The following is a 26688-nucleotide window of genomic DNA, read 5'->3' on the forward strand; positions in this document are numbered from 1 at the left end:
GGGACTTGCAGGCCGTATAGCCCCTTGACGACGGGGGGCTTCGAGCAATGACCGACACGACACCGACGATCCTCTGGCTGCGCCGCGACCTGCGTTTGTCGGACCATCCAGCCCTGACCGCCGCGGTCGAGCAGGGTGGGCCGGTGATCCCGGTGTTCATCCGTGACAAGCTGGTCGACGATCTTGGCGCCGCGCCGAAATGGCGGCTGGGCCTGTCGCTTGCCGACCTTGACGCAAGGTTGCGCGACAGGGGCAGCCGGATCGTGTTCCGCGCGGGCAGACCCGCCGATATCCTGCTGGATCTCGCCAAAAAGGCCGGGGCAGGGGCGGTGTTTTGGTCACGCGCCTATGACCCGGATGCGATTGAGCGCGACAAGAAGGTGAAAGCGGCCCTGAAAGACGCGGATATCAAAGCCGAGAGCCATACCGGCCATCTGCTCTTCGAGCCCTGGACGGTCGAGACAAAGGCCGGCGGCTTTTACAAGGTCTATACCCCGATGTGGCGCGCCGTACGCGACCGCGAGGTCGATGCGCCACTGCCCGCTCCGTCGAAAATACCGGCGCCCGAAAACTGGCCGGAAAGCGACGCGCTGGACGACTGGAAGATGGGCGAGGCGATGGACCGTGGCGCCGAGGTCTGCCTGCCACATCAGCGGGTCGGGGAAAAAGCGGCGAATGAGCGATTGGGCTGGTTCACGGACCATGCCATCTCGAACTACCGGAAGAACCGCGATTTTCCCGCCGAGGACGGAACGTCAGGCATGTCCGAAAACCTGACCTATGGCGAGATCTCCCCGGCCCAATGCTGGCATGCCGGTCAGCGCGCGCTTCACGAAGGCGGCGGCAAGAGCGCCGAGACTTGGTTGCAGGAACTGGTCTGGCGCGAGTTTGCATATCACCTGATCTATCACACGCCGCGCATCAAGGATGGCAACTGGCGCGAGGAATGGGATGCCTTCCCTTGGAACCAGGACGAGCGCCGCGCGGAGGTCAAGGCTTGGAAACAGGGCCGCACCGGGGAGCCCTTCGTCGATGCGGCCATGCGCGAGATGTACGTGACCGGCAAAATGCACAACCGGGCGCGGATGATCGTGGCGAGCTATCTGAGCAAGCACCTGATGACCCACTGGAAGGTGGGGCAAGCGTGGTTCGACGATTGCCTGACGGATTGGGACGTGGCGTCGAATGCCATGGGCTGGCAATGGGCAGCCGGCAGCGGTCCGGACGCCACGCCATATTTCCGCGTCTTCAACCCGGAGACCCAATTGGAAAAATTCGATCCCGAAGGCGCCTACCGCAGCCGCTGGATCGCCGAGGGGCGGAGCCGGCCCAGCAAGACCGCGCTTAGCTATTTCGATGCAATACCGCGCAGCTGGGCCATGCAACCCGATGACGATTATCCCGAGCGCTTGATCGACCTCTCTGAGGGCCGAAAGCGCGCGCTCGAAGCCTATGAAGCGAGACCGTTTTGAAAGCACTGGGAACACCACCGGGCGCCGCGCGGGCCACGGCGCCGGAAGACAGCAAACCAAGTCAGCGCTGGTCCGAGACCGTTCTGACGAACACCGAAGGGCAGACCGGGCTTCCGCGCTATTTCGCCCGCATGTTTCAGGTGGCCCTGACGCTGCAGCATGGCCGGCTGGACATCGGGCTGGATGATGGGCGGGTGTTTCGCGCCGAGGGGGCGGCACCGGGGCCGGTGGCGCGGATCGATATCCACAATGACGAGCTTTTCTCGCGGATGCTGCGCGAAGGCTATCTTGGGTTCTGCGAGGCCTACCTCGATGAATGGTGGACGACGCCGGATCTTCAGACCTTCATGGATCTTGTCAACAGCGACAATGACGACATGTACAACGGCTATCCGGGGCAGAAGCTGGTGGAGCTTTACGAAAAGCTGCGGTTCTGGTTCCAGCGCAACACGCGTAAACAGGCACGGCGCAACATCAGCTATCACTACGACCTCGGGAACGATTTCTACGGGCTCTGGCTGGACGATACGATGACCTATTCCAGTGCCATCTTCGATACCGGGCAAGAAAGCCTAGAGCTGGCGCAAACGGCCAAGTACGCGTCGTTGATCGATCAAATGGGCGCAAAGCCCGGCGATCACGTGCTGGAAATCGGCTGTGGGTGGGGCGGGTTCGCGGAATATGCGGCAGGCCAGCGCGGGCTGCGGGTCACCTGTCTGACGATCAGCGAGGAACAGTTCAAGTACGCGCAGAGGAACGCATTGAAAATGCGGGGCTTTCGGACTTGGTAACTTTCAAGCTTCAGGACTATCGGGATGAAACCGGACATTATGACGGCATTGCCAGCATCGAGATGTTCGAGGCCGTTGGAGAGCGGTACTGGCCAGTCTATTTCGATACGGTGCATGCCCGTCTGAAACCGGGCGCGCAGGCGACGCTTCAGATCATCACAGTGGGCGACGACCGGTTCGACGCCTATCGCAAGGACGTCGATTTCATTCAGAAGTACATTTTCCCTGGGGGCATGCTGCCCAGCCCCGCGGCCCTTCGTGCGCAGATCGAGCGGGCCGGACTTTTATTGCGGCAATCCATCGAGTTCGGAGAAAGCTATAGCCAGACGCTGCGCCGCTGGCACGGCACGTTCAACGAAAAGTGGGAGCAGATTGCCGAAATGGGCTTTGACGAACGCTTTCGACGGATGTGGAATTTTTACCTGACCTCTTGTGCGGCGGCGTTTCATGCGGGTAACTGCGATGTGACACAGATCACGATCGCGAGGCCCGCAGAGGAATGCCCGTAACCGACAGTATGCCGACCACCGGTCGAGGCGTCGCCGCAATATTGATGGCGATCCTTGCCTGGTATGCCTCCGAGATGTTTCGCCCGCTCATGCCCGAGGGCACCGGGTTTGGTTGGTTCAACTGGGTGAATGTGGGCTTGGGCTTGCTGATGGGCTGGGTAGTGATCGGGGCGCGGCTGAACCACGGGTACAGCAACGCCATCGGCGCCGGCCTGACTGGGGTCGGCGGTTTGGTCTTCTGGGCGCTGTTCCTGCAAAGCTTCAACGAAATGCTGCGCCGTGCGCTGGAAAACCGGTACGACGGTCCGGTCGAGGGCATCATCGCCATTTTCGAGATCGGCCTGGATTACCTGTTCACCATGTGGCACATCCCGCTGATCGTGCTTCTGGTGGTCGGTGGTATCGTGATCGGGCTTGTGTCGGAATGGGTCGCGCGGCGCTGGCGCTGAACCGGTGAGCGACATTCTTCTTGAGGGTCCGATCTGGACCGAAGCGCTGCTGCGCCTTTTCGGCGACGGGATCGGCCCCGGTGACCACCTGACCGGCGCCGAAGCCGAGCGCGCGCTTTACTTCGCCGAGGTGGTGGGCCTTTCGCACGACGAGGGCGGTCAGGCTGTGGTACTTCGGGCCGAAGACGATGCCGACCCGGAGCTGTACCGGCACGCCGCAGTCGAAATCATGGGGTATTTCGGTCGGATGGCGGTTAAAGAACTTGTACCCCGCCGCCAGATGATCCTCTCGCGTGCCGCGGCGCGGATTATCGCGGCGCGCCAGGGTGCGCCGGTGCAGCTGCGCAGCGCCACACAGGCCCGTGCTGTCGAAATCCTGTCGCAGGAAACTCCGCACGAGGGATTTTTCCTGACGCGCAGCTATCGGTTGCGCCATCCGCAATTCGACGGAGAGATGACCGCCCCCCTCACGCGGGAGGTATTCGTCGCCACGGACGCCGCCATCGTGCTGCCGTACGACCCCGTGCGCGACCGGGTCCTGCTGATAGAACAGTTCCGCATGGGGCCTTTCGGACGCGGCGACCCGCACCCCTGGGTGCTGGAGCCGGTGGCGGGACGCGTCGATGCCGGCGAGGCGCCGGAGGAAACTGCCCGACGCGAATGCAGCGAAGAGGCCGACCTTGCCCTCACGCGGCTAGAACATGTCTCTTCGCACTATTGTTCTCCGGGCTGTTCAACCGAGATGTTCCACTGTTACGTCGGTCTGTGCGACCTGCCGGACGGCGGGCAGAGCCATGGCGGGCTGGAGGCTGAGCACGAGGACCTGCGCCGCCATGTCATCGCGTTCGAGACAGCGATGGCGATGACACGTACTGGCGAGGTTAATATCGGTCCGCTCTTTGCTCTGCTGCTCTGGCTTGAACGGGAACGCCACCGATTGACCGCATCCGCTTGAGTTCACGGCGGTTCCGCCTTAATCAGATTCCAAATACCTGATTTAAGGAGCCTAAGCGATGCGGATCGCCAAGGATCTGGCCGACGCGGTCGGAAACACCCCCTCATCAAACTGCGCAAGGCCAGTGAGGAAACGGGATGTGACATCTATGGCAAGGCCGAGTTTCTGAACCCGGGCCAATCGGTCAAGGACCGCGCTGCGCTGTCGATCATCACCGATGCGATGGCGCGCGGCGAACTGAAACCCGGGGGCACGATCGTCGAAGGGACGGCCGGGAACACCGGCATCGGCCTGGCGCTTGTGGGGGCCTCGATGGGATTCAAGACAGTGATCGTGATCCCCGAAACGCAGAGCCAGGAAAAGAAGGACATGCTGACGTTGGCCGGCGCGGAACTGGTTCAGGTGCCGGCGGCGCCTTATACCAACCCCAACAATTTCGTGCGCTACTCCGAACGCCTTGCACAAAAACTGGCCGAGACCGCCGAAAAGGGCGTGATCTGGGCCAACCAGTTCGACAACACCGCCAACCGCCAGGCCCATGTCGAGACAACCGGCCCCGAGATATGGGAGCAGACAGGCGGAAAGATCGACGGATTCATCTGCGCCTGTGGCTCGGGCGGAACGCTGGCGGGCGTGGCAATGGCGCTGCAATCCAAAGGCGTCAAGATGGGCATCGCGGACCCGATGGGCGCGAAGCTTTATTCTTATTACACGACCGGGAAACTGGAGGCCGAGGGCAGTTCCATCGCCGAGGGCATAGGACAGGCGCGGATCACAGCGAATCTTGAAGGGTTCACACCCGATTTCGCCTACCAGGTTCCCGACGAAGAGGCCCTGCCGATCGTGTTCGACCTGTTGGAACACGAGGGCCTGTGCATGGGCGCGTCTACCGGAATCAACGTGGCCGGCGCGATCCGCATGGCCCGCGACATGGGGCCGGGACATACGATCGTGACCGTTCTGTGCGACTACGGCACGCGCTATCAGTCGAAGCTGTTCAATCCCGAATTTCTGCGCGAGAAGAACCTGCCTACGCCCAACTGGCTGACCGAGGCGCCACGCAGCATTCCCGGGGTCTTCGTGGAATGACCTCAATGCTGCGCTGCCTGACCTTGCTGGCCCTACTGCTGGCCGGGTACGGGGCACCGCTTGCGACCACCCTGATTTTGACCGCTTCACCGGCTGTGGCACAGACCAGTGTGTCGGACATCACCCCGGATTACGAGGCGTGGAACCGCGTGGCCGCACGGGCCGACGAGGCGATCGAGACCGGGCGAGCCTCGACAAACGCGCTGGAGATGCTGCGCGTCGAACTGGCGGACTGGCGGCAGCGTTTTCTGGACGCGCAGGATATCAACCGCAACGCGATCGAGACGGTTCAACGGCAGTTGGACGCGCTTGGACCCGCGCCGGAAGAGGGCGCGACAGAACCCGCCGACATCACGGCGGAGCGAAGCCAGCTGGAAGAACGGATGGATCGTTTGCGCGAGCCGGTGCGCAAGGCCGAACTGTCCTTTACCCGTGCCGACGGTCTGATCCAGGGCATCGACGCGATCATTCGCGCGCGTCAAACCAGGGAAATAATGGAGTTCGGCGCGTCACCGCTGAACCCGGTTCACTGGCCAGAAGGCGTCGCCGCGCTCGGTCGCACGTTTTCGACCCTGCGCTCGGAAGCCATCAGCGCATTGGACAACCCCGTTCAGCGTGGCGAAACCAAGAATAACATTCCCGCCCTGCTGGTGATGACGGTGATCGGTATCGTCTTGGTGGCGTGGGGCCGAAGGTGGACACACAAGTTAACGCGCAGGATCCTTGGTGAAGAGCCTGGCGCCGCACGCTGGATCGTCGGCTTCGTCGTTTCCATGGGAACCCTGTTCCTGCCGCTTTTCGGTGTGTACTTCCTGATCGAGGCCGTTTCCAGTTCGGGCCTGGTCGGACTGCGCGGCAGCCGTATGCTGGACGTACTGGGCCCGCTCGTCTTTACTTTCCTTCTGGCGCGATGGCTGGCGTCACGGGTCTTCCCGGCGCAGGAGGCCCGCACACTGCCGCTGAACCTGTCGCCGGAAAGCCGCCGAAAGGGACGGTTCTATGGCATGCTTCTGGGGGCGTTCGCTTCGGGCAGCGTTTTTCTGCAGCAGGTCGGAGAGATTTCCCAATGGAGCCACTCTGCCTCGGTGGTGAACCAGTTCCCGCTCATGGTCGTGTGCAGCCTGCTTCTGCTGCGGATCTCGCGTCTTCTGCGCGAACATGTAAGGGCAGATGCGGCGATAGAGGGCGAGGAAACCTACCGCTCGCGCATGACGGGAATCCTTGCTTTCCTCATGGCGGCGCTGTCCATTGTCGTGCCGGTGCTGGGGGCGATCGGATATTTCCGGCTGGCCCAGGCGTTGCTCTACCCGTCGCTTGCCTCGATCGAGGTGCTGGCGGTGCTGCTGGTGCTGCAGCGGGTGGTGGTCGAATTCTACGTCCTGGTGACCCGAAACCGCGCCGGCGCGGCGGAATCGCTTGTTCCGATCATGGTTGGCGTGGCCCTGGTCTTGCTGTCGCTGCCGATCTTCGCGCTGATTTGGGGGGCCCGCGTGGCGGACCTGACCGAGCTTTATGCTCGCGCCGCCGAAGGGTTCGTTATCGGGGAGACGCGCATATCGCCCACGATTTTCCTGACACTGGCTTTCGTTTTCGTGCTTGGCTACACCGCGACGCGGCTGCTGCAGGGCGCGCTCAAGAACACGATCCTGCCAAAGACCAAGATCGACACGGGGGGCCGAAACGCCATCCTGTCGGGCGTGGGATACATCGGTATCTTCCTCGCGGCGGTGATTGCGATCACCAGCGCGGGTATCGACCTGACGGCCCTGGGCTATGTTGCAGGCGCGCTGTCGGTCGGTATCGGTTTCGGCCTGCAAAACGTGGTGTCGAACTTCGTCAGCGGTATCATCCTGCTGGTCGAACGACCCATTTCCGAAGGCGACTGGATCGAAGTTGGCGGCGTGCACGGCAACGTCAAGGACATCTCGGTCCGGTCGACCATCATCCAGACCTTTGACCGCTCCGACGTTATTGTCCCCAATGCAGATCTCGTGTCGGGGAGGGTCACGAACTATACACGCGGGAATACCGTCGGGCGGCTGATCGTTCCGGTGGGCGTGGCCTATGGCACGGACACGAAGATGGTCGAGGGAATACTGCAAGAGATTGCCGAGGCGCATCCGCTTGTCCTGCTGAACCCGCCCCCGGCGGTGATCTTCCGAGGCTTCGGCGCCGATGCGCTGGATTTCGAGATCCGTGCGATCTTGCGCGATGTGAACTACGTGCTGTCTGTGCATTCCGAAATGAACCACGAGATTGCCAGCCGCTTTGTGGCTGCTGGAATAGAGATCCCATTTGCGCAGCGCGACATCTGGATCCGCAACGCCGAAGTGCTTGGCGGGGGCGGTGTCGAACCGGCGGAGGACAAGCTCAAGACAAATGACGTGCCTGAGGCTGCCGTGATGCACCCATCCGCGCCGCGTCAACGCGACGAGCCACCGGACATGGACGGCGATGCCGACGGAGACTCTGGTGGGGCGGGCGACGCGCGCTAACGGACCCAGTTCGATCAAGTTCACGCGCACGACAGTCTGCCTGGGTTCTCAGATGGGGCAGGGGCAATCGACAACTTGCAAACGCGCACAGCCTGATCCTCAAGAAAGCTCTTGAACTGGCATGAGCGCAGGCGATAAAGAGGCCAGACCGGAGAGGTGGCCGAGTGGTCGAAGGCGCACGCCTGGAACGCGTGTAGGCGGGAAACCGTCTCCAGGGTTCGAATCCCTGTCTCTCCGCCACTTGCCCCCGCGAAAGCGTTCTCCCGATCCGGCCGCGGCCGGATTTTTTCGTTGTTTTAGAGGGTTATGCGGGAGGGGCTGAGCACTGGCCCCGGTGCCGGGAGGGCCGGAAGTGGTCTCTCAAGGCCGATATTCTCTGGACCTCTCGACTGAACAGATTTGGTAAGCAACAGCGAGGTCGAAGTTAACCCGTAGGCCATGCCGAGCGCACCGTCGACCGTCTTCGCTGCGAACCCAACAGCCGCAATTTACCAGAATTCCTCGATCATCGTCGGCACATTGATGTCCGGGCTGCTTCGTTACGCGCCATCTTTCATTGCTGTGGTGCCGACATGGGAATCCGTCCCGAGTGGCGGCAGCGGCATGATGTTGGACGGGACAGCCCGCGAGGCCGCATTTGCCTTGAGCATTGACCGAAACACGATGACCGTTGCGGTTAATGTGGCGAGACTGGCCAAGTCCGCGCTGGCCGCAATGATTGCGTCGAGCGTGATACCCGCGGAGAACACGTCCCACAGGCCGGTTACCGATGCTGCAAGTGATAGCGGAAATAGACCAGTCAGAAGCGACAAAAAGATTGACGTGAGCCATTCGGCTCGAAGCCGACTGTCGCGCGAAGCCAAGACGTGGCAAGAGTAGATGAGAAAGGCGAGCGCGAGCGAAGCGAGGCTTGAGAATAGAGCGGCAGCATGGATCATCTGGTGGTTCCTTTCAGTAAGCGCCGGCAATAGTCAGGGCAAAGCATTGATTTCAGGCAATGGGTTTCAACGTTGTCGATGGTGTTCCGTCCTGACCGCGATGACGACGCCAATCGCCAATGAGAAGTAGGATGGGTGCGGCGATGAAAATCGACGACAAAGCTGCGACGAGGATCCCGAAGATCATCGGGATCGCGAAGCTCTGGACGGCGGTGCCGCCCCAGATCGCCATGGGGAGCATGGCCAGCAACGCTGTGCCAGAGGTATAGAGCGAGCGCGCGAGCGTCTGGTTGATCGACAGATCGATCAGGGTGCGTAGCGGCATGTCAGGGTGCCGGTCAGTATTTTCGCGCATCCGGTCGTAGACCACGACCTTGTCGTTGACCGAATAACCGATCAGCGTCAGCAACGCTGCGATAGCGGTCAGCCCGAAATCGAGTCCCGTGAGCGCCAGAAATCCGACGACCTTCGTAACATCGAGCACCAGTGTTGCTATGGCGCCCACTGCGTACGGCCAGTCGAAGCGCACCCAGATATAGATCAGCATGGCGAGGCTCGCGACCGCGACGGCGATGAGCCCTGCGACTGCCAGTTCGTCGCTGACACGCGGTCCGACGATTTCGGTACGGTCGATCTCAGCGGAAGGCGAAACCTCGCTGACGATACTTCGCACCTCCTTGGCCACTGCTGTTTGCGCGGCTTCGCCGCCGGGCTGTTCCTCCACACGGATCAGGATGGAGCGGCCGCCATGGCTTTCTTGCAGCGAGACCTCGCCGAGGTTCAAGCCCTGGACGCTGGCGCGCAAGGCCGAAAGGTCGGCGGGCGCATCGCTGCGAGCCTCAATCAGCGCGCCACTGCGGAAGTCGACGCCGTAGTTGAGCCCTGGCGCGATGAAGAGCCCGATCGAGGCTACCGAGAGCACCAGCGACACCGCTAGCGCCGCAACCCGTGCGCGCATGAAGCGGAAGGATGGGGTGGTTTCCGACGCGAGAAATCGGAACAGCGGGCGGATCTCGAATGTCTTCAGCTTCCAGGTGCGCAGGTGGATGTCCATCGCTGCCCGTACCACCGCGACGGCGGTGAAAAGCGAAATCACAATGCCAATGCCCATGGTCAGGGCGAAGCCGCGTACAGGGCCGGAACCGAGCCAGAAGAGGAGCACCGTCGCGATGAGGCTCGTCAGGTTCGAGTCGAGGATCGCGCGGTAGGCCCGGTCGAAACCGGCGTGCACGGCCGAGGCCGCGCGTCTGCCTCCACGTGCTTCCTCGCGGATGCGTTCATTTATCAACACGTTGGCGTCCACTGCCAGCCCCATGCCAAGGATCAGGCCGGCGATGCCGGGCAGCGTTAGCGTTGCGCCGAGCAGAACGAGTGCCGCGACAGTCAGCGCGACATTGATTAGCAAGGCAGCGGTGGCCACCGCCCCCCAGGCACCGTAGAGCGCCATCATCATCACGGCGATCAGGGCGAAGCCTGCAAGTCCTGTCCAGAGCCCCATGGCGATTGCGTCGGCGCCGAGATCGGCGCCCACCGTACGTTCCTCGATGATTTCGAGCGGTACAGGGAGTGCTCCCGCGCTCAGCAGGGCCGCCAGCCTTGTTGTTTCCTCGACCGTGAAGGCGCCGCTGATGACGCCCGAGCCACCGAGGATCGGTTCCTGGATGACTGGAGCCGAGATGACCTCGCCATCGAGCACAATGGCGAACCTCTGTCCAACCAGATCTTGGGTCAGCTCTCCGAAGGTCCGCGCGCCCTCGGTATCGAAACGGAACTGGACGAGCGGCGCACCGCTCTCCGGGTCGAAGGTCGCGCTGGCATCGGCCAACAGCTCGCCGTCAAGCGCCGGGCGCGCGACGACGGATATCTCCACGCCGCCGGCTTCGGTCAGGGTGAGCGCGCCTTCCGTGTCTGCGGGTACAACCCTGTGAAATGTCAGCTCTGCCGTGGCCCCAAGCAGCGCGCGCAGGCCTGCCGGGTCCTCGATCCCGGGCATCTGGACCAGGATTCGATCCCGCCCCATGGACTGGATCGATGGCTCGGCCACACCGGCCTCGTCTATCCGGTTGCGGATGACCTCGATGCTACGCGCGACCGCGTCCTCCTGCACAAGTGCAACGGCAGCAGAGCGCAGCGTGGCAACGACACTGTTGTCGCCCGTAGCGAGTGAGAAGGTCGGTTCCGCTTGGCTCAAAGGACCCCCGCCGACCTCTGGCAGGTGCTGCCGCGCGAGGCTCAGCACGGCCTCCGACGTCATGCCGGACGGTTCGGTTATGATCAGGCCATAACCGTCGTCGGTCGCGCGCGTCGTCAGACCCTGCTCCGCTTCGGTCAAGGCGCCTGCGAAGTCGGACAAGAGCTTTGATCGGATCGCGGCCTCGTCGGCCCGCAGCGTGAGCGAGGCTCCGCCGCGCAGATCGAGCCCGAGCGAGACCGGGGAGGTCGGCCAGGATTGCGCAAGGTTTCGCGGCAGAAAGGTGGGCAGGGCGACGGCAAGGCCGGTCAGAATAACCAGCAGATACAGCGCAAAACGCCAGAGGGGCAGCTTCAAGACCGAGGTCTCCAAACCCGGAAGCGCCGGGTGCGCCTCGCCGATCATCGAAGCGACAAGGGGGCGGTCCGCCATACTTGTTCTGCGACTGGCACGAATGAGATCAGGTGCCTAAGCTTCGCGCACAAGAGGCGATGTAAAAATAATTTGTCGATCCATTGAAAAGAATACAGCGATCTCCACTTCTCCATCGCGGTCCGGGCCCCTCTGACGACGGATGACCTTCGTAATGTCGGACCGCACCTCTCCGCCCGGTGTCGCTGACGCATCGACGTGCCCGTGACCGCCCAGGCGTGGTGTGCTGAAAAGTCACTATCTTGGAATTCCTGCTCCTGTTGGTTCTGGGCAAGCCGCTCTGGATGTGGCTGCTCTTTCTTGGTCTCGTTGTTGCGCTGCTTGCCTTCGATCTCGGCGTCTTGCACAAGGACGATCACGAGATCGGCGTCGCCGAAAGCCTGAAGCTCTCGGGCATGTACATCGTCCTAGGCCTGTCCTTTGCGGGCTCCATCTGGTGGCAGATAGATGCCGAGGCGACCGCTCAATATCTGACCGCCTTCGTCGTTGAAAAAACGCTGGCGATGGACAACATTTTTGTCATCGCACTGATCTTCGGCTTCTTCGCCATCCCGCGGGAGTACCAGCACAGGGTGCTGTTCTGGGGCATCCTTGGCGTGATCTTGCTGCGCGGCATCATGATTGGCCTCGGCGCCACCATCGTCGACCAGTATCACTGGGTGCTTTATGTCTTCGCGGCCTTCCTGATCTTCACCGGGATCAAGATGCTGTTCGTGGCCGACAAGGAGCACAAGATCGAGGAGAACGGACTGATCCGGTTCTTCAAGCGCCGGATGCACGTGACCGACGAAATCCGAGGTCATGCCTTCTTCGTGCTCAAGCCCCATCCCGAGACCGGGCATCTCGTCCGCTATGCGACGCCGTTGTTGCTTGCGCTCATCATGATCGAGATCGCGGATATCGTCTTCGCGGTTGACTCCATCCCTGCCGTCTTCACGATCACCACCGACCCCTACATCGTCTACACTTCGAATATCTTCGCCATACTGGGCCTGCGCGCCCTGTATTTCGCGCTCGCTGCGATCCTGCATCGCTTCGCCTATCTTAAGTACGTGCTCTCGATGCTGTTGCTCTTCATCGGCTCGAAGATCTTCATCGCTGATATCATCGGATGGGAGAAGTTTCCGCCCGCTTGGTCGCTTGGCATCACCTTCGCGATCCTTGGCGCCGGCGTTGCCTTCTCACTGTGGAAAACTGGTAAAGCTCCGACAAACCCGAATTCGATATCCGCGGCGGATCCGGTGCTCAAATGACACTCGATCCCGTTCTAAATCCAGCGCTCGCCGCGGCGCCGCGCCGCCTCTCGGATGTCTTGCGGGATCTCGAGTACGGACTCGGACCGCGCATCGCGCTCGGAGACCTGGTGTCCGGTCTCCGCGATCGAAGCTTCGCGCCACTGATGGTGCTATTCGCGGTGCCGAATGTTTTTCTCTATCTGCCGGGCACCTCGGTCATCACCGGCTTACCCCTGATGATCCTCGCGCTACAGCTGGTTGCAGGACGGTCCTGTGTTTTGCTTGCCAACGGCGTTCCCGCGCTCGCGATCATCGCCCTCGGCTTGGCTTGAGCGCAACTCAGACTGCGCAGTTCCGGAAATGAGGGGTGCGTTCAATTCCTGTTCTAAGCGCCGAGTGCCATTGAGTGCCCGTTTATTTCACGTGGGACCACTGCGTTTAGCCAAGATGGAATTAAATTTATCCTAATGGAGGAATTGTTTCGGAGAGGTTTGGTGATGGAAACGAGCAGGGTGAGTGACGCCTAGCGCTTCTTCCACAGAGGTCCGCGCCCGGTCTCGTTTCGACCGGGCGCGTGAGTAGTCTCACTTCCCGGGTTTGGGGCCGCTGGTAGCTTTTTTCGGGGTGGATTTCTTGTCGCCCATCGACGTTTCCTCGTACGTGAGTCGGCACCGTGCCGACACATCGTAATTCCAGATGGAGCGCTCAAACTGCTTAAAGCGCAAGTGAAATCAACTTCGTTACATCGATGTGACGGGACAGTATTCGGGAGTGAGGAGTTAATCCATCAGAACTGGCGAATACAACAGTCCCGGTCTCACCGCGTCGCGACGGTGAGAACTTCTGTCCTCGATGGACGACTTTCAGCCGGTCAACTCGAAGCGGACTAATCCTCACGTTCTTTCTACTCCCGTTCGGCAAGGCCTTCGCATCGGTCTATGCCAGCAAACCTCGCGCGATAATTGTGCGCTGAATTTCGGACGATCCTTCATAGATACGGAAAATTCGCAGGTCGCGCATATAGCGCTCCAATGGGAAGTCACGCGTGTAGCCGTAACCGCCATGAATTTGTAGCGCCCGGTCCGCGATCCGCCACGCCGCTTCGCTTGCGTAAAGCTTGGCAAAGGCGGATTCGCTAGAATAGCGCACACCGGTTCCGCGCAGTATGGCCGCCCGCATCGCCAGCGCACGGGCAGCCGCCAGTTCTGTGGCGCTGTCGGCCAGCATCCATTGAAGCCCTTGGAATTCCGCAATTGCATGACCGCTGACCTGCCGTTCCTTGGCATAAGAAATCGCGGCTTTCAGCGCGGCGTCCGCGATACCCGTCGCCTGCGCGGCAACCTCGATCCGGCCATTGTCCAAAACCTTCATCGCGGTTCGGAAACCCGTGCCTTCGTCACCCAGACGGTTTTCTTCCGGCACCCAGCAATCAAAGCTGATGCCAAACACATGCCCGCCTTTCAGGCCCATCGTCTTTTCATGCGGCGCGACGGACACCCCTTCGGTTTTCTTCGTTTCAACGATAAAGGCGCTGACGCCCCGCGCGCCCGCATCAGGGTCGGTCTTGGCATAGACCACCATGAAATCCGCCGCCCCAGCGTTCGAGATGAAGCATTTAGACCCCTTGATCCGGTATCCAGCCCCTTCGCGCTTCGCCGTCGTGCGCATGTCGGCAGGGTTCGATCCGGCCTGCGGTTCGGTCAGCGCAAACGCGCCCAGCGACGTGCCCGCCGCGGCATCCGGCAGTATGCGCGCCTGCAGATCAGCATCGGCGCCCAACAACAGAGAGTCCGTAGCCAGAAAATGCGCTGTCAGCATCGACCCGGTTGAGCCACATGCGCCCGCAATCGCCTCGACCGCCGCATAAAGGGCGGGGCCGGACAACCCGATGCCGCCGTGATCTTCTGGCAGGTTCAGACCCAGCAAGCCCATTTCGGCCATCGCGTTCAAATGGACGGTTGCAAACAACGCGTGTTCGTCGATCTCCGCAGCTTTTGGGGCCAGAACCTCGGTCGAAAACCGCTCGATCTGCGCGACCAGTACGCGTTCATCATCGCTCATCGGATAAGTGGTCATGCGTTCTGCTCCTTGTTCAGGGTGTTTAAAATATCGTCAGCATCTGCGTTCAACGCAGGGGCCGATTTGCGCCCGCCGCGCCCTACGCCGCTGAAATGCACTGGCTGTTCAGGGACGTTCAAAACACCCAGATCAGGATGCGTGACCTCTGACGCCAACCCGCGTTCAACAGCCTGCGGCGAGGCCCAGGCCTGTGCCACGGACTGAATGCTGGACGCCGGAATGCCCGCCGCTGACAGCAGATCAACCACCTCGTCCACAGGCAATCCTCCCGCCCATCCGTCGATATACTCGGCCAAGGCAGGCTCGTTTTCACGGCGCAGCGTATCAGTGGTGAAGCGCGCATCCTGCGCCAGATCAGGCTGGCCGATCACCTCGCAGAAAGTCGAAAACAGCCGGTCGTTCAGAACCGCCAGCGCAAAATGCCCGTCGCTCGCCGGATAGGTCCCGAAGGGGGGAGGACAGCGGATGGCGGTTGCCCGTGCGCACCGGGGCCTCGCCCCCCATCAGAGTGCGGCAGGCCATAATCGGCATCATCGACACCAGACCGTCAAACAGTGCCACATCCACATGACGCCCATGCCCGGTGCGGCAGCGTTCGAACAGGGCAACCATCGTGCCCCACGCAGCATATAGGCCACCCGACACATCGCCAAATGCCTCGCCCACCATTGTCGGCGCGCCATCGGGTTCGCCAGTCGCGTCCATCAGTCCGCTCATGGCCTGAACTATGATGTCATAGGCGGGCTTTTTCGTATTTGGGCCGGTCTGACCAAACCCGGACACAGAGACATAGACCAGATGCGGAAACGCTTCTCTCAGAGCATCATAGCTCAGGCCCAGTTTCTCCATCACGCCGGGGCGGAAGTTTTCGATCAACACGTCACACTCCGCCAACAGCAACTTGACCGTCGCAATCGCATCGGGCGACTTCAGATCCAACGCGATCGAGCGCTTGCCTCGGTTGATGGCCTGAAACAACAGGCTTTCGCCATCCTTGAATGGGCCGATATGGCGGTAATCGTCGCCGTGGGCGGCTTCGACCTTGATCACATCCGCGCCCAGATCGGCCATCATCGCCGTGCAATAGGGGCCTGCCAGAACACGGGTGAAATCGAGCACTCTGACACCGCTCAGGGGTGGGATGCTTGGGGGTTGGTGGGCTGCGTGGACATATGATGCTCCGGTATTGACCGGTTGAGCATAGGCGCAATCATGCTATAAGGAGAAATATAGGTTACTGATAGACCAATAAATGCAGGCTATACCCATCAGCCTTCGCCAGATCGACTATGTCATCGCCGCCGCCGAGGCTGGCAGCACCGCCGCCGCCGCGCGGGTGCTGAATGTCTCGCAACCGTCGGTGTCGCTGGCGATTGCCAAAATCGAAGCTCACTTCGGCCGCCCACTATTCGCTCGCAGCGCAGGCCAAGGCATCGCGCCCACTGCCTTCGGGCTGCGAAAGCTCGGGGCCTTGCGCAGCCTGCGCGCGCAGGCGCAAACGGTGCTTGACCAAAAGAACAGCGGGCCAGACGAACTGAACCTTGGAGTCTTCTCGACCCTTGGCCCACGTTACGCACCTGCTCTTGTCAACGGATTTCAAAAGACCAATCCCACGGCAACAATCAAGCTGCACGAAGGCGATCTTGATACTCTGACCCGATGGCTGGAAACCGGCCGCATCGACCTGGCGCTTATCTATGATTTCGGTCTGCCCTCATCGCTTGATATCACGCCGCTGGCCGATGTACGCCCCTACGGGCTGGTTGCGCGCACCCACTCGCTGTCGGGGCGGCGGACCGTCGCTATGGCCGACTTGCTGGCCGATCCCCTGATTCTGATGAGCCTGCCGCACAGCCGCGATTATTTCCTGACGCTGGCTCAGATGAACGGGATCCGCCCCCGTATCGCGCATGAGACCGGCTCGGTCGAGATGTTGCGCGCCATGGTCGCCAATCACATGGGCGTGGGACTTCTGGCCACCGATATCGCGCAGGACACAGCCTGCGACGGTCAGCCCGTCACCCGGTTGGAGTTGTCAGACCCACTCGTGCCCCACCGCATCGCGCTGGCGCGTGCACCGCATCCCCATACCGCGCCGCTCGTGGCGGCCTTTCAGGAGCATGTGGCCTTCGCCTTTAACTTGTCATCCAATGTGGCCACCCACGCGTTGTGATCACAGCCAAGCTCCGCCGAGCGTAGATCGTCGCGTACGCAAAGGCCGCAACAACCCGATCGAAGGGCTACACCAACTGACGCGGCAACGACCAGGGCCCTGGTCGTGCAACCCCGGAGACGCCAAAGAGCTGGAAGGCGGTCGAGGTGACGCAGTCGCATCAACCTCGTGAATGACTTTCCAGACGATCAGCCCCGGACGTCTTCATGAAGCAACACCGCCTGACTTCCGAGAGAGCCACGACCCGGCTGACAATTGCCAAACCAACGTTGCCAGCCACACTGTCCCACCTTTGAAGAGGTTTATAGGCAGGAAGCGCGGTGAACAGAAGGCTTTGGAACTGATCGAAATTGCAGCCCACATGACCCCTAACCTAGAGAAGACCCATAAGCTCCTTGCTCAAGTTGCAATGAACGCCCGATTGAATGATATTGCGCTACTTCATGGCCAGATTGCGCTTTCTAAGAATCCGGCCGATGTCGAGATCCACAATATTCTGGCTAAAGTGCATAGGCGCGCCGGTAGACCTGAGCAAGCGAGGCGCAGGCGCGCAAATGGCGAAAGAATTGCTTGCCTACGACGAGGTGCGATTTAAAGGCAACTAGGCTCATGCGAGAAAACCAGGGACAAGAGAGCAAGTGCTAGCCTTCAGATTTTCATCCCTCAGGTTTCGAGTTAACGTGCAGTCGTGATAAGAAGTTTGCTGCCATTGACAGCCCTGCTGATGGGCTCTGCTTTTCTTGTGTTCGCCGGTGGCGTTAACGGTTTGATTTTGCCGATCCGTGGCGAGGCTGAAGGTTTCACCGCTTCTTCTTTGGGCCTGCTGGGGACGGGATGGGCGGTTGGCTATGTGGCCGGGTGCTTACGTACCCCCGTACTCGTAGCCCGGGTCGGGCATATCCGAGCGTTTGGGGCCATGTGTGCGATAGCAGCAATCGCGGTGCTCTTGTCGCTGATACTCATTACGCCCTGGATCTGGATTCCCGTTAGAGCATTTTCCGGCTTCTGCTTTGCCGGTGCGGCAATGATCGTGGAAAGCTGGCTGAATGAAAGATCGGAAGCCAAGTCGCGAGGACGCGTATTTGGTATCTACACGATGGTCAATCTCGCTTCGACGACCGCTGGCCAAATGGTGCTTACGCTCGGCGATGCAACAGGCTTCTTCTTCTTCGTTCTTGCGGCAATGGTTTATTGTCTCGCCCTCTTGCCCACTGCGATCAGCGCGACCACGACGCCACGTCCGCTGACGCAGGTCTCACTTGATCTCCCAAAGCTTTGGCGAAACTCGCCGATCGCCGTGTTCGCTGTTCTGATGGTTGGGATATCAAATTCGGCGTTCGGTACGCTTGCCGCGGTTTACGCCGCGCGTATTGGACTATCGCTTGGCGACATTGCGCTCTTCGCGAGCATTCCTATCCTGGCGGGCGCCGCCAGCCAGATCCCTGTCGGTATCGCATCGGATCGCTTCGACCGTCGAAAGGTTCTGATAGCGTTGGCTATAGTCGCCATAGCAGCGGATTCGCTGTTTCTGTTTGCCGGTATTGCACAAGCGGCTACCGTGCTTGCCCTGTCGGCGCTCTTCGGGGCCACGGTGTTTGCAATGTATCCCGTCATCGTGGCGCATGCGAACGATCATGCGGACCCGGGTGCATTCATTCAGGTTAGCGGAGGCCTGCTGCTTGTATACGGAATCGGTTCGATTATTGGTCCGGCAGGCGCAGGGGTCCTGATGACGTCGTTCGGAGAGGCGATGTTGTTTTCCGTGACCGGGGCCGCGCATGTGTTTCTTGTACTGTACGCTCTGCTGAGAATCCGGGTTGCCCCTCCGGTTGCGCCCGCCAACAAGGGCGTGTTTCAAGCCGCGCCACTCGCCCGTGCCTCGACACCCGAAACTGCGGCGTTTGCCACCGATCAGACGGCCATGGATCCCGATCAGGGAACTGCGCAATCAGAGGCCAATGGAACGGTCCGCGATGGTCGGGAATGAAATTCACAAAGCTATCGAAAACTCTAGCTCACCCACTTAAGGTGTGCCCTTCGTCCTCAAACGGCTTGGCAGGCTCTACAACGTAGACTTTGCCTTGCGTCGGCCCTCGCAAGCTCCCGTCAGAGCGCCTTGCACAGGCGCAGGGCATCGTAGATGGCCGCGTGCATATTCCGGGAAGCGACGGCGTCGCCGATGCGGAAAAGCTGGAAACCGCCTTTCGGATTGCGGGATAATTTCTGGGGACGTCCTTCGATCAGCGCGTCATAGTCGACCTCCCCCAGGTTGACGGATTCGGGTCGCAGGTCGAAATAGAGATCATCAAGCGGCCGCGTGCCATGGTTGACGACAACCTGGTCCACACGCCGTTCGCGGGTCACGCCGCCATAGTCGCTGTCGATGGTGGCGAGTAGCCCGTTACCTTCACGTCGCACGGCCTCGAGCTTCCACGTCACGGTAAAAGTTACATCCCGCTTTTGCAACTGCCGCATGGCGGGGTCAACGACATGCCCATGACCTCTGGCGAAAAACTCCTGTCGCGCGTCATGATCTCGACAGTCGCACCTGTGGCAGCGATCTTTTCAGCTGCCTGCAGGGCGGCAAAGTCGCCGGCCTCGTCATAGATGAGAACGTTCGTGCCAGCCTCTACATCTCCGGCGAGGATATCCCAGGTGGACACCACAAACTCCTCTCCGCCGCCAGAAACCTCCGTATGGGCAAGCCCGCCGGTGGCGACAATCACCACATCCGGCCCGTGGGCAAGTACAGTGGTGCCATCTGCGAAAGAATTGAAGTGGAACGTGACCCCCATTCGCTCGCATTCCTCAAAGCGCCATTGCACGACTTGGATCATCTCCTTGCGCCGATCGGTCTGTGCTGTCAGGCGGATTTGCCCCCCGGGATCGTTTGCCGCTTCGTGCACGATGACCTCGTGCCCGCGTGCCGCCGCCACGCGCGCGGCTTCGAGGCCCGCGGGCCCGGCGCCTATGATCACGATCCGTCTGCGATCAGGGGATTTCGCAATCTCGTGCGGTTGCTCTGTCTCACGTCCCGTGGCCGGATTGTGCAGGCAGAGCGCCATACCGCCCTGATAGATCCGGTCGAGGCAATAGTTTGCCCCCACACAGGGACGGATGCGATGCTCTTCGCCGCGCATGACCTTGGCGATGATATGCGGGTCTGCGATATGGGCCCGGGTCATGCCCACCATGTCCAGCTTGCCGGACGCAATGGCATGTCGGGCCGTCGCAACGTCCTGAATCTTTGCGGCGTGAAAAGTCGGTATCTGCGCTTCTGCGCGAATCTCTCCGGCAAAATCGAGATGCGGCGATGAACGCATACCCTGAACGGGTATCACGTCGGTCAAAGCCGCATCGGTAGCAACGTGCCCGCGGATCACGTTCAGGAAATCCACCATGCCGCAGGATTTGAGCCGTTTGGTGATCTCGATGCCGTCCGCACGCGAGATCCCGCCGGGCTTGTCTTCATCCGCCACGTACCGCAGTCCGACGATAAAGCTCTCGCCGACGCGCGCCCGGATGGCCTTCAGCACGTCCATCGCGAACCGCAGGCGATCGTCGAACCCATTCGCGCCATACGGTCCCTCCAACTGATTTAGCTGTGGCGACCAGAACGCATCCATCAGGTGGCCATAGGCCTCCAATTCGATCCCGTCTAGGCCCGCGGCCTGCATCCGCTCGGCGGCGTCGGCGTAATCCTCGATGATGCGGACGATATCCCAGTCTTCCATTTTCTTCGGGTATGCCCTGTGTGCCGGTTCCCTTGTATGCCCAGGGGAGAGGCTGGGCAGCCAGTCACCCTTGTCCCACCGCGTGCGCCAGCCCAAATGCGTGAGCTGGATCATCACGGCGCATCCGTGCTCGTGGCAGTCATCGGTCAGTGCCTTCATGTGGGGCACGACCTCGTCACGATACGCGAGAATATTGTTGAAGGCTGGCGGACTGTCGCGCGACACCACCGCCGACCCCGCCGTCATTGTCAGCGCCACACCGCCTCGGGCGCGCTCCACGTGGTACGCACGGTAGCGCTCTGTAGGCATCCCGTCATCGGGGTAGGCCGGTTCGTGGCTGGTAATCATCAGCCTGTTCTTCAAAGTCAGGTGCTTGAGCTGGAAGGGCTGGAGAAGGGGATCGCTGATCAAGGCTGGCTCCTGTGCAGACAGTCTAACATTCCGCATAATGTTCACTCATGTCAAGTTGCGGTTCAGTGATGTATATTTTCCTTGAGTGCGGATGGGGCGGGCCTTAAGTTTCTCCACATGAGCGTGAACGACATCACGGGGGGTGCGCCCGGCAAGGCAACGGGCTGGCGCGGATCACGGGAGCTATGGCTGGCGGCGGCCAAGCAGGCCTTTGTCGAGACGGGGCTGGATGCGGTCAAGATCCAACCGCTCGCAACGCGCCTCAATATTGCCCGCACAAGTTTCTACTGGTTCTTCAAGAACCGCCACGACCTGCTCGACGCTTTGCTGGAACATTGGGAGGCCAAGAATACCGGCGCCTTCCGCGACGCTGCCGACGCATATGCAGAAACAATCACCGAGGCCGTTCTGAACCTGATCGTGGTGTTTCACGACGACGCCCTGTTCGAGCCGCAGCTTGACTTCGCCATCCGCGGTTGGGCGCACCAGTCGGAAGAGGTGATGGCCCGCGTGAACGCGGCCGACGAGGCGCGGCTTCAGGCGATCCGACAAATGTTCGACCGGTTCGGCTATGACCCGTCCGAAGCCGATGTGCGGGCGCGAACGGTCTACCTGACGCAAATCGGGTATATCTCGATGCAGGTGCAGGAAGAGCCCTCGGCCCGCATGATGCGGGTCCCCGGCTACGTCAAGACGTTCTGCGGCGCGGAACCCGAAGCAAACGAACTGGACAGGTTCCACGCACGGCTTGGCGTATCTCCGGCAGGCGACGGGCCAGAACCGCTAAGGGAATAGACGCCTCAGCGGTCGATCGCCGTAAACCGGTGGAGCATCGTGATTTGCCGCATGTCAGTGAATTGGAATAGGCTCGCAGGAAAGGAACCGAGAGGACGCAAGCATGAAACAGATCAAAACAGATGACCGCCGGGTTGCGAATATCCGGGACGAGACCGCGTTCGTTCCGTTCGATCCTGTCACGGAACCCGGCACCTCGATCCTCAAGCTGAACCGGGACATGCCGCGGGACGTTGGGTTCTATATCTACAAAATGGAGCCTGGCGCGCAGTCGACCCCGCACCGCCATGGCGGTGCAGAGGAATTCGTGATGCTGGAGGGCGAACTGATCGATAATGATGGCACAGTCTATCGCCAGGGTGATGTCGTCTGGCTGGCGCCGGGAACCGAGCATGTCTCTCACACCGAGACGGGATGCCTGATCGCCGTTTTCGCGGAAAGCATGGAAAGTCCGCCGGCCGGATAAGCCGGCACCGGCGCCTACATCGCGGCACGGGTTTCCGAAAGCTCTCGGTCCAGACGTTTTTCGAGGGTCCCCTGGGGCCGTGTGAACCGTGCAAGCAGGTCGTAGAGAACCGGCGTTACAACCAGCATCAGCACCGCCGACAGCGACAGCCCCGCCACGATTACCGTCCCGATCGCCTGGCGGCTTTCGGCGCCGGCGCCGGTGGCCATGACAAGGGGCAGGGCGCCAAGGATGGTCGAGATCACGGTCATGACGATGGGGCGAAGGCGCAGCGTGGCGGCGCGGATGACCGCCGCGCGGGTTTCAAGCCCCTCATTGCGCAACTGATTGGCAAATTCCACGATCAGGATGCCGTTCTTGGCCACTAGTCCGACCAGCAGGATGATTCCGATCTGGCTGTAGACATTGAGCGTCAGCCCGCCAAACGCCATTGCATAAATCGCCCCGGCGATTCCCGCAGGGACGGTCAGCATGATGGTGACCGGATGCACGAAACTCTCGAACTGGGCCGCCAAAACAAGAAAAACAATGAGCAGCGACAGCACAAGCACGAAGCCGACGCCGGCAGACGTATCCTTGAAAGTTCGCGACTGGCCTTCGTATCCCAGCTTGGCTTCGACTGGCAGGATATCCCGCGCCGCCGTCTCGATCGTATCGAGAACGGTGCCAAGCTGCGCGCCGGGTTCAAGTGCGCCCGAGAGCTGAACCGACGGCAGGCGGTCGAAGCGCCGAAGGCTGGGGGCGGCGGCATTCTCGCGCAGATCAACCAGCGCCCCGAGCGGTACGAGCGTCTCGCCATCGCCCGCTCGCACGAAGATATTGTCGATATCCGACGGTGTGTTGCGGTCGGACTCCTCGGCTTGCAGAATTACGGGATACTCGCGCCCACGGCTGACGAAACCCGTCACCTCGCGCGAGGCCAGCAGCGTCTGCAACGTACCCGCAATGGTTTCGACCGATATGCCAAGGTCGTCCGCGCGTGCCCGGTCGATGGTGATGTCAAGCTGTGGAAGATTCTGGTCGAAGTCGATCTCGGGATTGACCAGCCCCGGGATGGTTTCGGCCTGAGCTTGCAGCAACTCCGCCCATTCCTTGACGCTTTCGAAATCGGGGCCGCCCACCACGACGCGTACCGGGGTGGAGTTGCCGCGCAGGCCAAGGCCCGCCGGCGTCACGGGAAAGCCGCGGGCGATGGTCACGTCACCCATCCGGGGAGCGATCTGGCCGACCACATCCGAGACGGACAGGTCGCGGTCTTCCCAGGGGGCAAGTCGAAACACAACGAAGGACCGCCAGGCTCGGTTACCCCAGCCGGTAAATGTAAATACGGTCTCGATCACGCCGGATTGGCGCAACGGCTCGAGGATGTCCTCGACCTGCCGCGCGGCGATATCGGTATGTTCCGCCGTGCTGCCCTGCGGTGCCGTCAGAGGGACGAACCCCACGCCGCGATCCTCTCGCGGGGCCAGTTCGCGCGGCAGGCCGTCATAAAACAGCGCGGCGCCGCCGGTCACTGTCAGCGCCACGGCCAGCACCACGAGCGGCGCCTGCACCGCGCGCTTCAGCATGGCTTCGTACTTGCGTTGCGCCCAGCCCAAGCTCTCGGCGTCGTCGGCGGAAACCCCGTCGCGCTGGCGCAGCACCTTCGAGGCGAGGGCGGGGCAGGCGGTCAGGGCGACAAATGTCGAGATTCCCACCGTGCCCGCCATGACCCAGCCGAACTCGACAAAAAGCCGCCCAACCTGTCCCGGCATGAACGACAGCGGCACGAAGACCGCCATCAGCGTCAGCGACGTGGCGATGACGGCAAAGGTCACCTGACGCGCCCCGCGGTAACTGGCGGCAAGCGGGCTTTCCCCCATTTCAATACGCCTCTGGATGTTTTCCAGCACCACGATGGCGTCGTCGACCACGAGACCGATCGCCAGGAGCAACGCTAGCAGCGTCAGCGTGTTGAGGGAAAATCCCCAAGCCGAAATCAGGATGAAGCAGCCGACCAGCGAGACGGGTATGGCAACGAAGGGGATCAACGTGGCGCGCGGGCTGCGCAGGAAGACGAGGATCACCAGAACCACCAAGGCCAGCGAGATACTGAGCGCGATCACCACCTCGCGAATCGAGGCGCCGACAAACAGCGCGTCGTCCGACCCCACGATAAGCGTCATACCCTGGGGCAGGGTGGGCGTGATCGCCTCGATCTCGGCGCGTACGGCCTGGGAAATGGCCAGGGTATTCGACTTGCTCTGGCGCAGTACGGCGATACCCACCGCGTCGGTTCCGTCGGTGCGCACGATGGTGCTGTCATCGGCCACGCCCGGCTCCACCCGCGCGACGTCGCCCAGCCGCACTGGAAAGCCTGCTACGCGGTCCAGCACAACCTCACGGAAATCCTCGATACTGCTCAGGCGGGAGTTCAGGCGGACGGTCAGTTGCCGGTCCTGCGATTTGACCTCGCCGGCCGGCAGCTCGAGGTTGTTGCGCAGCAGCGCAGCTTCGACATCGGCCACCGTCAGCTTGCGCGCGGCCAGCGCACGGCGATCAAGCCAGATGCGCACCGCGAAAGGCCGCTCGCCATAGATATTGAGATCGGCCACACCATCCACGGTGGCGATGCGGTCGGCGATGAAGCGGTCGATGTAGTCGGTGATCTCGGCTGTGGTCATCCGATCCGAGGTCACGGCCAGCCGCATGACCGGATCTGCATCGGCGTCGGACTTCACCACCCTAGGCTCATCCGCCTCTTCCGGAAGTTGCCCGGTCACCCGCCCGACGGCGTTGCGCACGTCATTGGCCGCGTTGTCCAGATCGCGCGTGGTTTCGAATTCCAGCGTGATCCGGCTACGGCCCTGACGCGATTCCGAACTGATCGAGCGCAGGCCGGTGATGGCGGCGACCGCACCCTCCAGCGTTTCGGTGATGTCGGTGTCAATCACTTCCGGCGCAGCGCCGCGATACTCGGTCGTGATCGTCACGACGGCATTGTCGACATCGGGCAATTCACGCACCGGAATGTCCTGCACCGCTGCGAGGCCAAAGACCAAGATCAACAGGCTGGCCACCGCCGCCAGCACCGGCCGCCGGACGGCGATGTCGGACAGGGTCACGTATCGCCCTCCGACCGTTCAGAGGCAGGCTCGGTCGATTTCACCGTCACCTCAGCGCCATCGCGCAGACGGCCAAGCCCGCGGATGGCCACTTCCTCGCCCGCATCCAGACCGGCGAGAACGGCGACCTTGCCGTCCTGCCGCGCGCCGGTGCGCACGGGCTTTCGTGTGGCCATGCCGTCGGCAATCGCAAAGACATAGGTTTCGGCGGCCTGGAAAACGATGGCTTCTTCCGGCACCACCAACGCGTCGCTTTCCGAAAGCGTCAGCGTCAGCGACATGAACATGCCCGCGGGAAGAATGCCTTCGGGGTTGGGGATCAGCGCACGCGCCCGAAACGCGCGCGACACCGGGTCGATCCGACTGTCCACCGCGTCGATCTGGCCCTCGAAGACACGATCTTCGAAAGCCACGCTCTGCGCCTCGACCGGCATGCCGCGCCGCACTTTTGCGAACAGGGTCTCGGGCAGCGAGAATTCAAGTTCCACCTCGCTGAGGTCATCCAGTCGCGTAATCATGTCGTTGCTTGTAACGCGCGCCCCCCGGTCCACCTCGGCCAGCCCCAGCACACCGGCAAAGGGGGCGAGTATGGTTCGCTGGTCAAGCCGCTGCTGGGCGCGGTCCAGCTGCGCCTCGGCTTCTGCCAGCCGCGCGACCGCTTCCTCCTGAGTGGCCTGGCTGACCGCGTTGGTGCTGCGCAGTTGCTCGATGCGTTCAAGCACCTGTCGCCGCTCGACCAGGCGCGCCTTGGCTTCAGCAAGGTCGGCGCGCTCTATCGCGTCGTCCAGCCGAACCAGGACGGCGCCTTCCTCGACTTGGGCGCCCGGCGTGATGGCGAGTTCCACGATGCGCCCGTCCGTCTCGGGTACGATCTGCACCGACGTGACGGCGCGGGTCGTTCCCACGGCCTCCACCGTCTGGTAAATGCGCTCGCTTTCCGCCCGCGCCGTCTCGATTTTGACGAGGTCGGACCCGCGTGCCTCTGCCGCTTCTGCCGGCGGGGCGAGATAGGTGTCGTATCCCCAGTAAACGCCATAACCGATCGCGCCCAGAAGGCAGATCAGCAATAGCTGTTTGAATACGGACATGCGGCGCTCCATCTTCCCGTTCCGCGGTGACAATACCGCTTCGGGCAGGCTGGTGCAGGTTAAATTAACCTCACCGAATAGCAAGCTTATGCGGCCCCGATGGACACAACGCGGCAAGGATCGAGGCATTGATGGCCTTCACATGTCCGTGAGCCACGTTCGGTACGAGACGGCATGTATTCAAGTCTTGAAGCTTAAGCGATGATACCGGACAATTGGCGTGTTATAAAGTGCTGGCCCACATCGCCGGTCCAGCCAGGGGCGCGGGGGCCCAACGCACGG

General features: G+C 61.6%; 17 protein-coding genes, 1 tRNA gene and 3 pseudogenes. 13 read left to right on the top strand and 8 right to left on the bottom strand.

From position 1 onward, the window contains the following. Window positions 1-47: 47 nt before the first annotated feature. The 7 genes and pseudogenes from ACSQ76_RS10465 to ACSQ76_RS10495 all read left to right on the top strand — a co-directional run bounded on the left by ACSQ76_RS10465 (window position 48) and on the right by ACSQ76_RS10495 (window position 8000). Complete coding sequence (locus ACSQ76_RS10465; protein WP_437156536.1) at window positions 48-1472, top strand: cryptochrome/photolyase family protein; 1425 nt, start codon at window positions 48-50, stop codon at window positions 1470-1472. Window positions 1473-1603: 131 nt separating this feature from the next. Then, window positions 1604-2772: pseudogene (locus ACSQ76_RS10470) on the top strand (class I SAM-dependent methyltransferase). Then, window positions 2763-3221: a TrgA family protein gene (locus ACSQ76_RS10475; protein ID WP_306128341.1), complete on the top strand. Its 459-nt coding sequence runs from the start codon at window positions 2763-2765 to the stop codon at window positions 3219-3221. The pseudogene ACSQ76_RS10470 and the gene ACSQ76_RS10475 overlap by 10 nt, the downstream one beginning before the upstream one ends. Before the next feature lie 4 nt (window positions 3222-3225). Further along, on the top strand, window positions 3226-4176 hold the full coding sequence (locus ACSQ76_RS10480) for an NUDIX domain-containing protein (RefSeq protein WP_437156537.1): 951 nt from the start codon (window positions 3226-3228) through the stop codon (window positions 4174-4176). 58 nt (window positions 4177-4234) lie between these two features. Continuing rightward, window positions 4235-5265 (top strand): annotated as a pseudogene (locus tag ACSQ76_RS10485) (cysteine synthase A). A 5-nt stretch (window positions 5266-5270) separates the two neighbouring features. After that, entirely contained in the window at window positions 5271-7760 is a 2490-nt protein-coding gene (locus ACSQ76_RS10490; protein WP_437156538.1) for a DUF3772 domain-containing protein, read from the top strand. A 150-nt stretch (window positions 7761-7910) separates the two neighbouring features. After that, window positions 7911-8000 (top strand) — tRNA-Ser (locus tag ACSQ76_RS10495). Window positions 8001-8299: 299 nt separating this feature from the next. On the opposite strand, the gene ACSQ76_RS10500 is transcribed toward ACSQ76_RS10495, so the two are convergent. Further along, window positions 8300-8698, bottom strand: coding sequence for a hypothetical protein (locus tag ACSQ76_RS10500; RefSeq protein WP_437156539.1), 399 nt, complete (start codon window positions 8696-8698; stop codon window positions 8300-8302). A gap of 52 nt (window positions 8699-8750) precedes the next feature. Further along, complete coding sequence (gene secD / locus ACSQ76_RS10505; RefSeq protein WP_437156540.1) at window positions 8751-11321, bottom strand: protein translocase subunit SecD; 2571 nt, start codon at window positions 11319-11321, stop codon at window positions 8751-8753. 242 nt (window positions 11322-11563) lie between these two features. On the opposite strand from secD, the gene ACSQ76_RS10510 reads away from it, so the two are divergent. Both ACSQ76_RS10510 and ACSQ76_RS10515 read left to right on the top strand, forming a co-directional pair. After that, window positions 11564-12574, top strand: coding sequence for a TerC family protein (locus tag ACSQ76_RS10510; protein WP_437156541.1), 1011 nt, complete (start codon window positions 11564-11566; stop codon window positions 12572-12574). After that, window positions 12571-12888: an exopolysaccharide biosynthesis protein gene (locus ACSQ76_RS10515; protein WP_437156542.1), complete on the top strand. Its 318-nt coding sequence runs from the start codon at window positions 12571-12573 to the stop codon at window positions 12886-12888. Before ACSQ76_RS10510 ends, ACSQ76_RS10515 begins: the two co-directional genes overlap by 4 nt. Window positions 12889-13492: 604 nt before the next feature. Here ACSQ76_RS10515 and ACSQ76_RS10520 read toward each other — a convergent pair. The 3 genes from ACSQ76_RS10520 to ACSQ76_RS10530 are packed head-to-tail and all read right to left on the bottom strand — an operon-like array spanning window position 13493 to window position 15709. Next, the gene (locus tag ACSQ76_RS10520; RefSeq protein ID WP_437156543.1) at window positions 13493-14632 is read right to left on the bottom strand and encodes an acyl-CoA dehydrogenase family protein; all 1140 of its coding nucleotides are present in this window, start codon (window positions 14630-14632) and stop codon (window positions 13493-13495) included. Continuing rightward, on the bottom strand, window positions 14629-15102 hold the full coding sequence (locus ACSQ76_RS10525; RefSeq protein ID WP_437158183.1) for a CoA transferase: 474 nt from the start codon (window positions 15100-15102) through the stop codon (window positions 14629-14631). Before ACSQ76_RS10525 ends, ACSQ76_RS10520 begins: the two co-directional genes overlap by 4 nt. Continuing rightward, the gene (locus tag ACSQ76_RS10530; protein WP_437156544.1) at window positions 14990-15709 is read right to left on the bottom strand and encodes a CaiB/BaiF CoA transferase family protein; all 720 of its coding nucleotides are present in this window, start codon (window positions 15707-15709) and stop codon (window positions 14990-14992) included. The genes ACSQ76_RS10525 and ACSQ76_RS10530 overlap by 113 nt, the downstream gene beginning before the upstream one ends. Before the next feature lie 178 nt (window positions 15710-15887). Between ACSQ76_RS10530 and ACSQ76_RS10535 the strand changes: the two genes are divergently transcribed. Together ACSQ76_RS10535 and ACSQ76_RS10540 are read left to right on the top strand one after the other, a co-directional pair. Further along, on the top strand, window positions 15888-16808 hold the full coding sequence (locus ACSQ76_RS10535) for a LysR family transcriptional regulator (RefSeq protein WP_437156545.1): 921 nt from the start codon (window positions 15888-15890) through the stop codon (window positions 16806-16808). Between the two features lie 688 nt (window positions 16809-17496). After that, window positions 17497-18795, top strand: coding sequence for an MFS transporter (locus tag ACSQ76_RS10540; RefSeq protein WP_437156546.1), 1299 nt, complete (start codon window positions 17497-17499; stop codon window positions 18793-18795). 119 nt (window positions 18796-18914) lie between these two features. Here the strand turns inward: ACSQ76_RS10540 and ACSQ76_RS10545 are convergent. Next, window positions 18915-20953, bottom strand: a pseudogene (locus tag ACSQ76_RS10545) (FAD-dependent oxidoreductase). A gap of 117 nt (window positions 20954-21070) precedes the next feature. On the opposite strand from ACSQ76_RS10545, the gene ACSQ76_RS10550 reads away from it, so the two are divergent. After that, the gene (locus tag ACSQ76_RS10550; RefSeq protein ID WP_437156547.1) at window positions 21071-21748 is read left to right on the top strand and encodes a TetR/AcrR family transcriptional regulator; all 678 of its coding nucleotides are present in this window, start codon (window positions 21071-21073) and stop codon (window positions 21746-21748) included. Window positions 21749-21851: 103 nt separating this feature from the next. Continuing rightward, window positions 21852-22214, top strand: coding sequence for a cupin domain-containing protein (locus ACSQ76_RS10555; RefSeq protein ID WP_306128379.1), 363 nt, complete (start codon window positions 21852-21854; stop codon window positions 22212-22214). A 14-nt stretch (window positions 22215-22228) separates the two neighbouring features. Here ACSQ76_RS10555 and ACSQ76_RS10560 read toward each other — a convergent pair whose 3' ends face one another. Together ACSQ76_RS10560 and ACSQ76_RS10565 are read right to left on the bottom strand one after the other, a co-directional pair. Continuing rightward, window positions 22229-25318 (bottom strand): efflux RND transporter permease subunit, encoded by a 3090-nt coding sequence (locus ACSQ76_RS10560; protein WP_437156548.1) that lies wholly within the window; start codon window positions 25316-25318, stop codon window positions 22229-22231. Next, window positions 25315-26406, bottom strand: a complete 1092-nt coding sequence (locus ACSQ76_RS10565; protein WP_437156549.1) for an efflux RND transporter periplasmic adaptor subunit — start codon at window positions 26404-26406, stop codon at window positions 25315-25317. Before ACSQ76_RS10565 ends, ACSQ76_RS10560 begins: the two co-directional genes overlap by 4 nt. Window positions 26407-26688: the final 282 nt, after the last annotated feature.

The sequence above is a fragment of the Roseovarius sp. B08 genome, from assembly GCF_051417955.1.
Lineage (GTDB): Bacteria > Pseudomonadota > Alphaproteobacteria > Rhodobacterales > Rhodobacteraceae > Roseovarius.

What these genes read in the sequence shown, in the direction of transcription:
- ACSQ76_RS10490 (WP_437156538.1), top strand. Translation starts at nt 5,271, where the DNA reads ATGCTGCGCTGCCTGACCTTGCTGGCCCTACTGCTGGCCGGGTACGGG.
- ACSQ76_RS10555 (WP_306128379.1), top strand. Translation starts at nt 21,852, where the DNA reads ATGAAACAGATCAAAACAGATGACCGCCGGGTTGCGAATATCCGGGAC.
- ACSQ76_RS10500 (WP_437156539.1), bottom strand. Translation starts at nt 8,698, where the DNA reads ATGATCCATGCTGCCGCTCTATTCTCAAGCCTCGCTTCGCTCGCGCTC.
- ACSQ76_RS10465 (WP_437156536.1), top strand. Translation starts at nt 48, where the DNA reads ATGACCGACACGACACCGACGATCCTCTGGCTGCGCCGCGACCTGCGT.
- ACSQ76_RS10530 (WP_437156544.1), bottom strand. Translation starts at nt 15,709, where the DNA reads ATGATGGCCGATCTGGGCGCGGATGTGATCAAGGTCGAAGCCGCCCAC.
- ACSQ76_RS10565 (WP_437156549.1), bottom strand. Translation starts at nt 26,406, where the DNA reads ATGTCCGTATTCAAACAGCTATTGCTGATCTGCCTTCTGGGCGCGATC.
- secD (WP_437156540.1), bottom strand. Translation starts at nt 11,321, where the DNA reads ATGGCGGACCGCCCCCTTGTCGCTTCGATGATCGGCGAGGCGCACCCG.
- ACSQ76_RS10535 (WP_437156545.1), top strand. Translation starts at nt 15,888, where the DNA reads ATGCAGGCTATACCCATCAGCCTTCGCCAGATCGACTATGTCATCGCC.
- ACSQ76_RS10515 (WP_437156542.1), top strand. Translation starts at nt 12,571, where the DNA reads ATGACACTCGATCCCGTTCTAAATCCAGCGCTCGCCGCGGCGCCGCGC.
- ACSQ76_RS10475 (WP_306128341.1), top strand. Translation starts at nt 2,763, where the DNA reads ATGCCCGTAACCGACAGTATGCCGACCACCGGTCGAGGCGTCGCCGCA.
- ACSQ76_RS10520 (WP_437156543.1), bottom strand. Translation starts at nt 14,632, where the DNA reads ATGACCACTTATCCGATGAGCGATGATGAACGCGTACTGGTCGCGCAG.
- ACSQ76_RS10550 (WP_437156547.1), top strand. Translation starts at nt 21,071, where the DNA reads ATGAGCGTGAACGACATCACGGGGGGTGCGCCCGGCAAGGCAACGGGC.